This is a genomic window from Gracilimonas sp., from assembly GCF_040218225.1.
Taxonomy (GTDB): domain Bacteria; phylum Bacteroidota; class Rhodothermia; order Balneolales; family Balneolaceae; genus Gracilimonas.
This window is the reverse complement of record NZ_JAVJQO010000004.1, coordinates 107,453-119,160: the sequence shown is the minus strand read 5'-3', so window position 1 is coordinate 119,160 and position 11,708 is coordinate 107,453. Positions and strand designations below refer to the sequence as shown.

General features: G+C 45.8%; 11 protein-coding genes. 7 read left to right on the top strand and 4 right to left on the bottom strand.

Translation table 11 applies throughout. The annotated features are described in order from the left end of the window. The first annotated feature begins 225 nt into the window (after positions 1 to 225). A complete protein-coding gene (locus RIB15_RS04530; protein ID WP_350200964.1) occupies positions 226 to 750 on the top strand; it encodes a DUF1643 domain-containing protein in 525 nt (174 codons plus the stop codon). A 517-nt stretch (positions 751 to 1,267) separates the two neighbouring features. On the opposite strand, the gene RIB15_RS04525 is transcribed toward RIB15_RS04530, so the two are convergent. Both RIB15_RS04525 and RIB15_RS04520 read right to left on the bottom strand, forming a co-directional pair. Next, positions 1,268 to 2,404, bottom strand: coding sequence for a Fic family protein (locus RIB15_RS04525; RefSeq protein ID WP_350200963.1), 1,137 nt, complete (start codon positions 2,402 to 2,404; stop codon positions 1,268 to 1,270). 671 nt (positions 2,405 to 3,075) lie between these two features. Further along, on the bottom strand, positions 3,076 to 3,210 hold the full coding sequence (locus RIB15_RS04520; RefSeq protein WP_350200962.1) for a hypothetical protein: 135 nt from the start codon (positions 3,208 to 3,210) through the stop codon (positions 3,076 to 3,078). A 376-nt stretch (positions 3,211 to 3,586) separates the two neighbouring features. On the opposite strand from RIB15_RS04520, the gene RIB15_RS04515 reads away from it, so the two are divergent. After that, positions 3,587 to 4,669, top strand: coding sequence for a Fic family protein (locus tag RIB15_RS04515; RefSeq protein ID WP_350200961.1), 1,083 nt, complete (start codon positions 3,587 to 3,589; stop codon positions 4,667 to 4,669). 231 nt (positions 4,670 to 4,900) lie between these two features. Beyond that, complete coding sequence (locus tag RIB15_RS04510) at positions 4,901 to 5,797, top strand: SRA domain-containing endonuclease (protein WP_350200960.1); 897 nt, start codon at positions 4,901 to 4,903, stop codon at positions 5,795 to 5,797. Positions 5,798 to 5,834: 37 nt separating this feature from the next. On the opposite strand, the gene RIB15_RS04505 is transcribed toward RIB15_RS04510, so the two are convergent. Next, entirely contained in the window at positions 5,835 to 6,830 is a 996-nt protein-coding gene (locus RIB15_RS04505) for an HNH endonuclease (protein WP_350200959.1), read from the bottom strand. A 217-nt stretch (positions 6,831 to 7,047) separates the two neighbouring features. On the opposite strand from RIB15_RS04505, the gene RIB15_RS04500 reads away from it, so the two are divergent. The 3 genes from RIB15_RS04500 to RIB15_RS04490 all read left to right on the top strand — a co-directional run bounded on the left by RIB15_RS04500 (position 7,048) and on the right by RIB15_RS04490 (position 9,429). Further along, complete coding sequence (locus RIB15_RS04500; RefSeq protein ID WP_350200958.1) at positions 7,048 to 7,875, top strand: dienelactone hydrolase family protein; 828 nt, start codon at positions 7,048 to 7,050, stop codon at positions 7,873 to 7,875. 720 nt (positions 7,876 to 8,595) lie between these two features. After that, entirely contained in the window at positions 8,596 to 8,889 is a 294-nt protein-coding gene (locus tag RIB15_RS04495) for a GIY-YIG nuclease family protein (RefSeq protein ID WP_350200957.1), read from the top strand. Positions 8,890 to 9,225: 336 nt separating this feature from the next. Next, positions 9,226 to 9,429 (top strand): hypothetical protein, encoded by a 204-nt coding sequence (locus RIB15_RS04490; RefSeq protein ID WP_350200956.1) that lies wholly within the window; start codon positions 9,226 to 9,228, stop codon positions 9,427 to 9,429. Here RIB15_RS04490 and RIB15_RS04485 read toward each other — a convergent pair. Further along, entirely contained in the window at positions 9,399 to 10,964 is a 1,566-nt protein-coding gene (locus RIB15_RS04485; protein ID WP_350200955.1) for a Na+/H+ antiporter NhaC family protein, read from the bottom strand. The two genes, RIB15_RS04490 and RIB15_RS04485, sit on opposite strands and share 31 nt — an antisense overlap. A 339-nt stretch (positions 10,965 to 11,303) precedes the next feature. On the opposite strand from RIB15_RS04485, the gene RIB15_RS04480 reads away from it, so the two are divergent. Further along, positions 11,304 to 11,597, top strand: a complete 294-nt coding sequence (locus RIB15_RS04480) for a GIY-YIG nuclease family protein (RefSeq protein ID WP_350200954.1) — start codon at positions 11,304 to 11,306, stop codon at positions 11,595 to 11,597. The last annotated feature ends 111 nt before the right edge of the window (positions 11,598 to 11,708 follow it).

Below are 11,708 nucleotides of genomic sequence, written 5' to 3'. Positions count from 1 at the left end.
CATGATAAGGATTACACTCTTCAATAAGTCATTCTGAACGATAGTGAAGAATCTTCAAGAGCTTAAACCGTCCCTGATGCTTTATTTAACCCGTGAAGATCCTTCGGGAGTACCCTCAGGATGACTGGCGAATTACTGATCATTCCTTAGTCATTAGAATTTGGAACTTGGAAATTAAAACATCGATATTCCCATCCTCAAAAAAGACCGAACAAAAACCATCCTATGTATCCCGATCGCACCTGGATCTACCACCACGATGAACCGCTGACCCGTTATTCACTGGGGCAGGAAGGTGATAATCCGCTGATTTGTTTTGGGGTGAATCCGTCTACAGCCAAGCCCGGCGATCTGGATCCCACCGTAGCTTCCGTTGCCCGCTTTGCGATGGAAAACGACTACGACGGCTGGCTTATGTTCAACCTCTATCCGCAGCGGGCCACTAACCCGGATAAGATGCACAAGCACTTTCAAAAGAACATTCACGATAAAAATGTGGAAGTGATCGCCAAGCTGACCCGGGATCTCTCCGCCGATATCTGGTGTGCCTGGGGAACCCTGATCGAAAAGCGGCCGTATCTGTCCCGGTGCCTGCAGGATATTTATGAAGCCATCTCCGGTAATGGTAACCGGTTTTTTACAAGAGGGAAAATTTCCAAAGCCGGACATCCGCACCATCCGCTGTACCTAAGGAAAACTTCTCCCATGGATGAATTTAATGTGGAGCGGTATGTGGAAGAGGTGATTTAGGGGAAATCCCAAGCTTCAAAGGCCAAACCCAATAGCGGAAGCTCCTGTTTCCAGTGGTTAGTAATTTGATAAGCATTAAAGGGAGATCCTTCAGTCATTCGCCTTCCGGCTCATTCCTTCAGGATGACAGAGGCCATAGTCACTATTTCTAAGCTGCCCTTCGGCCGGACATTACCTTGCAGGCAATTCAATATTGACCACACCTCCAAACCCAATTCCTGCATGATCATAGTCGGCTCCTCGCAATGACCAGATTTCATTAATCAATGCACAAGGGAGGCCTATAAGCTATGGGTAAAAGTAGTTGCACTCTTACTATAGTTAAACCGCACCTAATATCCGGACCCCGCCCTGCGCCGCGGGATGACGATATACTTCAATGTTCGTAGTTGAGTGTTCCTTGTTTGATGTTCTATTCGTCATCCCGGACCTGATCCGGGATCTGAACAGGCTCATAAAGTTTGACCACCACCCACTTCAATGTTCAGCGTTCGAATGTTCAATGTTCTTCCCTCTTTCAATAAGACAAAATCTGTTCCAGTTCCATATTTACGTAATAGTGCTTTCCCTTGATCTGCCGCTTTTCAAGCACACCTATTTCTGAAAGCTCGTTCAGGTAATTGCGGGCGGTATTTTCGGCATAGATTCCATTGTCCACCAGGTGATTTACCTTCACATACGGCTGCGAAAAGATCGCTTCAGTCAGCTGTTCCGGTCGACGTACAGAGGTTTTTTTCCGAATGACATCCAGCAGAGATTCCTTCGTCTCAATGATGTCGTTCACTTTTTGATAAGTTAGTCGGGCGGTAGACTCAACCGCTTTCAGCATAAACATAAACCAGCTTTCCCAGTCACCACGTTGAGAAACACCCGCCAGAGTTTCGTAATAATCTTCCTTGTTCTGAATGATATAGCGGCTCAAATACAGGATAGGCAGTTCCAGCAGGCCGGAGTGTGTGAGCAGGTGGATATTCATGATCCGGCCCACACGTCCGTTTCCATCCCGGAAGGGGTGAATCACCTCAAACTGATAATGAGCAATAGCCAATTTAAGCAAAGGTTCCGCAGGAGAGATATCAGGATCATTCAGAAACTGAATCAGGTTATCCAGCTTTGATTCTACTACACCTTCCCCACGGGGCGGAGTATAAATCGGCTTACCGGCATTGGGTCCGCTGCCTCCCATCCGGATGTAGGTTCGTGCAAAAGGCGGGCGAATTCCATCTCCGGCCTCTTTGATTTCCTGATACAGTTTGATAAAATAATTCAGGTCAAATTTCTTTTGCTGATTGAGATAATTATATCCCTGCCAAAGAGCTTGCCGGTATCGCAGTACTTCCTTGGCAGAGCCGGAAGCCTCCAGCTCAGTACGGGCATCGCTGAACGCCTGGTAGAGTTCATCATCCGTAGTAAAAATATTTTCGATGGCACTGGAGTCCTTCGCCTCCTGCAGGGTGATGGAGTTGATAAGCACGCCGGGATTCGGGATGGCTACACTCCGGCCGGCCAGCAAAGCCAATGCTTCTTTGGCCTTCCCGAGCTGTTCATATACCGGAAGCGAGCGGTACAACTCTTGATGGATCGGCAGCTCAGGCAGCGCATTCCATGGTTCATTGCGATCCGGATTCACGGTATAAAGCGGCATTTGAGGCATTAAAAAATCGATTAATTAATGTTTGGCGCTGAATGTGACCTCAAATATAACATATTTACCTTTGCATACCTTAAATATTTTAATTTTTAATGTATGGATTGATTTTGGACCTTAAAAGGCATGAATACAACCTCCTGAACTTCAAAGGCCAAGCCCAATAGCGGAAGCGTTACACTTGAGCGGTAAAGACTCGCTCCCGACGCTCTGCGTTGGAGCGAATGGCATGGTTGGTTGAAGCAGAGTTGCCCGGTCTAACAAAACCCAATCCCTGTCCCTTGCCCTAACACACTTTTTAAGGTGAGTGGGTGTGAATTTTACTGCAGCGCTGTTTTTGATCTGCCTGCTGGGCCAGGATTTATGTGCCAGGGTAAGGGGACGCCTTGGTGAAATGTGAGTTGCAGCCCAAAAGTCCATCTGAGGACTGAGCTAAGGGGAAGGATGCCAAACCAGCAAAGGGTCGTCTGATGGTTAAGGTCGTTGGGATATTGAGTAAGGACCACCGAACATTGAGTGGTAAAGACTCGCTCCCGACGCTCTGCGTCGGAGCGAATGGAGTAGGGCAAGGCCTTAACGATTTACCCTTCGGAATGCCATAGCGGAAGCTCCTGCTTCCGGTGGTTAGTAATTTGATAAGCATTAAAGGGAGATCCTTCAGTCATTCGCCTTCCGGCTCATTCCTTCAGGATGACAGAGGCCATAGTCACTATTTCTAAGCCGCCCTTCGGACGGACATTACTTGCAGGCAATTCAATATTGACCACACCTCCAAAACCAATTCCTGCATGATCATAGTCGGCTCCTCGCAATGACCAGATTTCATTAATCAATGCACAAGGGAGGCCTATAAGCTATGGGTAAAAGTAGTTGCACTCTTACTATAGTTAAACCGCACCTAATATCCGGATCCCGGCCTGCGCCGCGGGATGACGATATACTTCAATGTTCGGAGTTGAGTGTTCCTTGTTTGATGTTCTATTCGTCATCCCGGACCTGATCCGGGATCTGAATAAGCCATAAAGTTTTACCTCGCCCAAACAACAACCACACCCCATCTTCTCCTTTTCATTTTGTGTTTTAATGCTTTCGGGGCAAAAAATCTGATATGTCGATGACTTCGACAGGTTTTTATGAAGTGTCGAAAAATAGTGTATATTTCGACATAAATTAAAAGAGTCGCCTTCTATGTCAGACTATGCAAATCAGCCTTATAATATCCTCCCTTTGCTTCCGCCGGATAAAACCCTGGAAACACCGGCTGTCTTAAAAGCCTCCATAGCAGCAAACCGGATGCTGGCGGAGCTGAAAGGAAAAGCCGTAAGCCTGCCTAATCCTGATATCCTGATTAATAATGTAGTGTTGCAGGAGGCGAAGGCCAGTTCGGAAATTGAGAATGTGATCACCACCAACGATAAGCTTTTTATTGCCCTTTCTGCCAAAGATCAGCAGACGGATCCCCAAACCAAGGAGGTACTCCGCTACCGCAAGGCGTTGTGGGAAGGAGTGAGCGCTCTGGAAAGCGGGCACCTCAACCAGCAGCTGTATGTGAGGATCATGCAGATTATAAAGGAAACCGAAGAGGGAATCCGGGACGATTCGGGAACCGTGATTGCAAATCCCAGAACACGGGAAATTATTTACTGGCCGCCCGAGGGCAAAGCACTGATTCAGGATTTACTGGAAAATCTGACCGAATATATGCAGGCTGATGATAACACCGATCCGCTGGTGAAAATGGCGGTGATGCATTATCAGTTTGAAGCCATCCATCCCTTTAACGACGGAAACGGCAGAACCGGGCGAATTTTAAACATCCTGTACCTGATCCATCAAAAGTTATTGCATCAGCCGGTTCTTTACCTGAGTGATTATGTGATTTCCCACAAGCCGGAATATTATCGCCTCCTCCGGGGAGTGACCGAACAACAGGATTGGGAACCCTGGCTCATTTTCATGTTAAAGGCCGTGGAAGTAACCGCCGAAAAAACCATGAAGCGGATTGATGATATACGCATCCTGCTGGATGAAATCCTGGAAGAAGCCAAACACAAACTGCCCGACCGGGTGTATTCCAAGGAATTGATTGAGTTGCTTTTTGAACAGCCTTATTGCAAAGTTAAATTCCTGGTAGACCGAAACCTGGCCAAGCGACAGACCGCTGCCGACTATTTAAAAGAACTGGAGTCGGCCGGAATTTTGAAGAGCAAACAGGTGGGACGCGAAATGTTATACCTGAATACGCGCCTCTACGAGCTGCTTTCCTCCTGATATGTCGATGATTTCGACACGTTTTGGGGATGTGTCGATGAGACAATTTTGAACAAGGAACGCCGAACATTGAACGGTGAAGACTCGCTCCTGATGCTTTGTGTTGGAGTGAGGTTTTTGACTCTCTGCGAGAGGACTGAGGTTTGGAAGGTGATTTTTATTGTGCTGAAAGAATATTTTGCAATCACAAAGTAGTAGAATTACTTTTGGTTCAATTCTTAAGTTATTCTATTGTTTCTGCAAAAATTACCTTTCATACCAGGACAAAGTTATAAAAGATCTATTATTCATGATGAATATGGTGGGAGTCGACAAGGTGGTATCTCTCCATGCGCAAATTATCCCTTCATATTTATTTTTACAGGTTCAAAGGGTGAAAAGCATGGATATCGTGATCAATGGGAGAATCAAAATGTATTTAGTTATACAGGTGAAGGGCAAGTTGGTGATATGGAGTTTGCAAGAGGAAATTTAGCTTTAAAGGAGCACATCAAGAATGGAAAGAGAGTTTTTTTGTTCGAATATATTAAGACTGGATATGTTCGTTTTGAGACAGAGCTCGAACTATTTGATTTTGATTTTTTCACAACACCTGATAGGGAAGGAAATTTAAGAGAGGGAATAAAGTTCTTTTTTAAGAAAGCTGGGGTCAATCTAAATATCACAACAAATGATCTAAAATATACAGCTTCTTCTGAACCATCATTCGTTAGCGACTTGGATAATACAAAAACTACTGAGCGTAGTGGATTGGTGACAAGTCGTGTTGGACAAGGGGCATATCGAAAAAGCATACTTCATCGTTGGGAATATCAGTGCGCAGTTACAAAATTTGATGATACTAGAGTTTTGATAGCTTCACACATCGTTGCATGGAAGGATTCAAATGATGAAGAACGACTAGATGTTGATAATGGCATTCTCTTATCTCCAACCTATGACGCTTTATTTGATAGGCACCTTATTACATTTGATGAACAAGGTAAAATTGTTCTATCTAATCAAATCATGAAAGACTCATTTCTTAAAATTGGAGTTTCAGGAAGCGAAAAATTGCAGAGACTGCATCAGGGTAACAAAACCTATTTGAGAAAACACCAGGAAGAGTTTGTTTCCACACAGCATTAATTATAACTGCGGGTTTCTGGTTCGTGAACGTCTGTCATTACTTCCATTCCTTATGTGCTTTTTCAAATTGCTCATTATGATACGTCAATGCATCATGGGCAGGGTGTAACTTTTCGTCAATTGGCAGATGTAATGTTGTATTCTTCAGAGTGGCTAAGTCACGTATCTTCGTTTCTTCTTTTTTAAGCCACTTGGATACTCTGACACTGAAATCGTCTCTGATTGTGATCATAAATTGGTCAAACAACCAGTGGTGAGTTGGGCAAAGTGAAAGACCATTTCGGGGATCGTCATTTCTGCTTTCACTCCAGGGGATGATATGGGCACCTTCCACTAATGTTTTCCCACCGGGAGTAATTACTTTGTCTCTGCAGACAGCACAGATGTCAGCATAATTTTTGCGTATGGCTTTGGAGAATCCGTCCTTTCTTATCTGCTGCCGGACATTTCTGTGGTAAGCTTTATTGTGTTCTGCATGATTTTTTATAAAGGGTCCGGCCGCCAAAGAGAGTATCTTTTCTGAATAACTATAAACTTCACTATTTGTGTTGCTTATCTTGTTAATCTCAACTGCCGCTTCATCACTAAAATAGGTTTCGAATAACTTGTTGCGGATTTTATTCCTTTCTTCAGCATTAACTACCAGGTTGAACAGGTCCTCATTAATTTCTGCATAAGCTATCCGCTCTTTAACAGCTCCCCACGAAGGCGAATAAGTAAATGGTTTTTCACCGGATTTATACTTCAGATTCCAAAAAGGTTCACTATTCATATGAAAGAAAGGGAGAGCTACCGTGGTGGTGCGATCTGTACCCATAATGCGATCCCAATATTCAAAAAAATGATTAGCCAGCTCTTGGTTGGGATCAATCTCAGGAGAGTCAATCCAGCCCTCAGAAATCCCATCGAGAATACTTAGAATCAGGAATGGTTTGTGGGGAGCGCGGCCTTTCGTCTTTTCATCCCAGTTGTGAGAAGAATCAGAATTAAGGTTAAATAAAGGCTCTGCCAAAACAGGTACTTGTCCATTCATATCACAAACATACTAACCGGACTTTATAAACACCAACGAATTCTTATGCAATTATACAGACCCAGTTAAATTGCTATAAAGAAGAAATCCGGAGTTTACCATCACCCCCATAAACAACACCTATCAACCGGGTGGAACCATTTGCTTCCAAAACCTTTTATACCCACCAACTATTCAAAGAATTAATATCAAACAAACGAACTACGGAAAAACGATCATGAAGAGATTATTACTGCTAGCGCCTGTACTATTTTTAATCGCGGCGTGTGGAAAAGGCGAATACACAGAGAACGAACCAAATGTAGTGGGGCAGGAGATCAGCTACTCCACCGATGAACTCACCATGAACGGGTATATCGCCCAGGATGAAAATAAATTTGAAAAACGACCGGGTATCCTGGTGGTGCACGAGTGGTGGGGACATGATGACCATGCCCGCAACAGCGCAGAGAAACTGGCCGAACTCGGTTATGTAGCCCTGGCAGTAGATATGTATGGGGAAGGAAAACAAGCTTCTCACCCGGATGATGCCATGAAATTTTCCAACAACGTGATGAGTAATTTTGATTCTGCAAAAGCTCGATTTAATGCCGCTTTGCAAACCCTGAAGGCTCAGGACAATGTAGATTCCACCAAGATCGGAGCCATTGGCTATTGCTTTGGCGGAAGTGTGATTCTGGCTATGGCCAACTCCGGAATGGAACTGGATGGAGTGGCCGCTTTCCATGCGGGACTTCAGCTACCCGTCATGCCGCAGGAGGGACTTTCATCCCGCGTGCTAATCCTGAATGGTGCTGATGATCCTTTTGTAACCGAAGAGCAGGTTTCCAATCTGACCGGCGCGTATGAAAACCTGAATGCGGATTATCAGTACATCAGCTACGACGGAGCGGTGCACGCCTACACCAATCCCGGCGCCGATACCCTGGGGCAGAAGTTTGAGCTTCCTCTGGCCTACAACGCCGAAGCGGACAGCCTCAGCTGGGAAGAGATGAAATCATTTTTTGAGGAGACGTTTGCCACTGCCAGCGAAGCAGGAATGTAGTTCATTATTCAATTTCTAACTACATGTCATCCCGAGTGTGCTAAGTAGAAAGGGGTCAAGTTTATACGACGAGGAATCTCAAAGTTTGAGATCCTTCGCGTTTTGCAAGAGAATCATTTACTAACTAACGGCCGCTCAGGATGACAATTTTTGTTGCTCTTGGAGTAACGTCCGTCCGAAGGACGGCTATAAATGGTTAACAACGCCCCTGTCATCCTGAGCGTAGCGAAAGATCTGCTTGAATAAGGCTTGATGTGGTTAAGGTGATGCGTTGGGATGCGTGACAGGGAGATCCCTCCGTCATTCGCTACGCTCATTCCTTCGGGATGACAGGGCTTGTTCACGTATTTCTTACGCCCTGTTTACAGGGCGATGACGCTGATGGCGTCATGTTTTTTGTAAGGAGTGGGTTTGGTCAGCTAAGATAGTTTAACAACGCCCCTGTCATCCTGAACGCAGCGTATGCGGAGTGAAGGATCTGCTTTAAATGCCCATAATCGTTCTTAGCGGGCAGACCCCCTTCTGTCTTTCCCCTTGGTAAGGGGAAAGGACTCTATGGTTAGTAGGTGGCTATGTTATGGAGATCCTTCGTCATTCGCTATGCTCATTCCTCAGGATGACATTGCTTTTAAAGCATCTCTTACGTCCCGTTTGGGGGACGATGACGCAGGGGCGTCATATTTTTTGTAAGGAATGGCTTTGGTTCTGTTCTTACATAGTATGACGGCTTATTTTACCTATATCACTACAAACCGAAAAAAGGGGGTTCTTTATACCGGGATGACCAATAATTTGATTGTAAGGGTTAGTCAGCATAAAGAAAAAGTACAGAGAGGGTTTACCTCGAAGTATAACGCGGATCAATTAGTATGGTTCGAAGAGTTCCAGTGGGTACAAGATGCGATTATCAGGGAAAAAGAAATCAAAGGCTGGAGACGGGAAAAGAAAATAGCCCTCATCGAAGAATCCAACCCGGACTGGGAAGACCTCTATCCAAAATTACTTGCAAAGTAATGTCCGCCTGAAAGGCGGCTAAGAGTTATATGCCAATGCCCATGTCATCCTGAGCGTAGCGCATGCGGAGTGAAGGATCTGCCTGTAGAACATCGAATGTTGAATGCAGAATTGTTCTTAAATCGATTATTTACAAATCAGGGAGATCCTTCAGTCGTTCGCTATGGCTCTCTGCTTCAGGGCTTGATGTGGCTAAGGTAATGCATTAACAAGTTGGGATGCGTGACAGGGAGATCCCGGATCTCCGTTACACTTCGTCCGGGATGACGGGTGGGAAGGGCAGGATGTGTTCATTTACACAAGCGAATGGGTCTCAACCCTTCTCGGTGGTTGATCATGGCTATGATTGTAGAAAACCAGATCACAAATTGGTCATCTGTCTATCGATCATTCGCAAATCAAGGAGATCCTTCGTCATTCGCTTTGCTCATTCCTCAGGATGACAGGCTTATTTGTACATCTCTGGCGCCGTGCAAGCCCGGCGATGACGCTGGTGGCGTCATATTCTCTTACACAAATATCAGCACCATACCGGCATAGGCTATAACGGCCAGCGTTCCGGCTAGCATGGCCAGTGGAAACTGGGTTTGAACGTGATCCATTAAATCACAGCCGGTGGCCAGGGAGGAGAGGATGGTGGTATCTGAAATAGGAGAACACTGGTCTCCAAATACCGAACCTCCAATCACCGCTGAAAAGCAAAGGGTGAGGAAAAAGACGTCCGGAACTACGGCCCAGGCCAGAGGAATGGCGACCGGAAATACAACCGCATAGGTTCCCCATGATGTCCCGGTAGAAAAAGCAATCAGCATACATAAAATCATTAGTAATCCGGGAAGGAGGAAGGCTGGAATTACATCGCCGACGGTATCGACTACATAAGCGGCCGTTCCAACGGCATCGGCTACCTCTTTAAGGGTGACGGCCAGCGCCAGGATAATCGCCCCGATGGTTACGCCTTTACAGCCGTCAATAAAGCCATTGATCACTTCCTGCAGGTTCATGCCTTTGGCTAAGGCAATCCCAAATCCGACTAATACCGCCAGTACAAACGCTTCGGCAATTAGTAGCGAGGAGTTTTCGCCCATATCCAGAAAGAAATAGGTTACCACGTAAGGAATAATAGCTACACCCAGCAAGGTTCCAATCGGTCCAAAGAAATCAATGAGTCCGGGGTTATAGTCTTCGGGAACGGCATTTTTGGTGAGTTCATCGGCGGCCATGGGCGTGGCTCCATCGCGATCCAGTCCTTTTCCGGCCCGGGCGCGTTTGATAGCGGCTCTCATTTTCTTTCCGGGTACAAATGGGAATTTATCCCAGGCAAAAGCGAGAGTTAGTACGATGGCAAAAATCGCATAAAAATTATAGGGCAGAGCCGAGAAGAAGAAGGCAATGCTTTGTTGTGTGGTTTCCAAAAAGGGCAGGGTGCCGATGATCAATCCGCCTACATAAAACGGCCACACGTTAAAAGGAATCAGCGTGGCGGCTGGAGAGGCAGTGGAGTCAACCATATAGGCCAGTTCTTCGTGCGATACCTTGTGTTTGTCGGCAACGGGACGAACGGTGGCTCCGGTCAATACCGTACTGATGGTGCCTCCCTGGTGAAAGATAAGTCCCATCAGCCAGGTGAAGAATTTGGCGGTTTGAGGTCCGCGCACCATTTTCTTACTCGCCCAGACGGCAAACTTTTCGGCCCCTCCGGTCCGTGTCCAGATACCGATCAACCCTCCCAAAGCCCACAGGTATACAATGATGATGAGGGCAAAACTTTCGGTACCTACAGAAGGAATCAGGAAGTCCTGTACGATATTGAGGTTCCCGGAAATCACTCCACCCAAACAAATCCCGATAAATAAAGAACTCACAACCTCGCGGGTATAAAAAGCCAAAACGATGGCGACCAGCGGTGGCATGACAGACCAAAACCCATAGTGACCGTTTTGCTCGGGAAAGATCTGGTTCATCCCGGCATACACTCCGGCGATAATTAAAACGATAAACGCCCCAACGCCTATTTTACGACGCGTTTTGGGGTCTTTCCACTTTTCTTTGGTTCCGGCAAAATCATTACTCATAGGTATTCCATTTGATGAATATCGCTATGGATGGTACCGATAGAACATCGAACATTCAATAAAGAACATGGAATGTAGAATTACCAGAACGGTAATGCCCGTCCGCAGGACGGCTAAGGATGCTACCAACACTCCTGTCATCCTGAACGTAGCGCATGCGGAGTGAAGGATCTTGGTGTCATGGATACCAAACATGATAAAGAGATCCTTCGTCATTCGCTACGCTCATTCCTCAGGATGACATTACTGGGGTTGAATCATCTTACGCCCCGGACGGGGCGATGGTGCGTTGTGCGTCATTTTTTGTAAGGAATGGGTTCATTCCTGCTCTTACTATGTATGAAAACATATTTTACCTATATCACCACAAACCGAAAAAGAGGAGTCTTATATACTGGGATGACCAATAATCTGATTATCCGAACCAATCAGCATAAAGAGAAAGTGTTTAAAGGGTTTTCTGCAAAATACAATGCTAATCGATTGGTTTGGTTCGAAGAATTCCAGTGGGTACAAGATGCGATCATCCGGGAAAAAGAAATCAAAGGCTGGAGACGGGAGAAGAAGATCAAACTCATCGAGTCCATCAATCCAGACTGGGAAGACCTGTATCCTAAATTACTTGCAAAGTAATGCCTGCCTGAAAGGTGGCTAAGATTGTATACCAATACCCCTGTCATCCTGAACGCAGCGCATGCGGAGTGAAGGATCTTGGTGTCATGGATACCAAACATGATAAAGAGA

Bases quoted from the DNA above. Each gene is read 5' to 3' on its own strand.
- RIB15_RS04530 (WP_350200964.1), top strand. From the start codon at position 226: ATGTATCCCGATCGCACCTGGATCTACCACCACGATGAACCGCTGACC.
- RIB15_RS04525 (WP_350200963.1), bottom strand. From the start codon at position 2,404: ATGCCTCAAATGCCGCTTTATACCGTGAATCCGGATCGCAATGAACCA.
- RIB15_RS04515 (WP_350200961.1), top strand. From the start codon at position 3,587: ATGTCAGACTATGCAAATCAGCCTTATAATATCCTCCCTTTGCTTCCG.
- RIB15_RS04505 (WP_350200959.1), bottom strand. From the start codon at position 6,830: ATGAATGGACAAGTACCTGTTTTGGCAGAGCCTTTATTTAACCTTAAT.
- RIB15_RS04500 (WP_350200958.1), top strand. From the start codon at position 7,048: ATGAAGAGATTATTACTGCTAGCGCCTGTACTATTTTTAATCGCGGCG.
- RIB15_RS04495 (WP_350200957.1), top strand. From the start codon at position 8,596: ATGACGGCTTATTTTACCTATATCACTACAAACCGAAAAAAGGGGGTT.
- RIB15_RS04490 (WP_350200956.1), top strand. From the start codon at position 9,226: ATGGCTATGATTGTAGAAAACCAGATCACAAATTGGTCATCTGTCTAT.
- RIB15_RS04485 (WP_350200955.1), bottom strand. From the start codon at position 10,964: ATGAGTAATGATTTTGCCGGAACCAAAGAAAAGTGGAAAGACCCCAAA.
- RIB15_RS04480 (WP_350200954.1), top strand. From the start codon at position 11,304: ATGAAAACATATTTTACCTATATCACCACAAACCGAAAAAGAGGAGTC.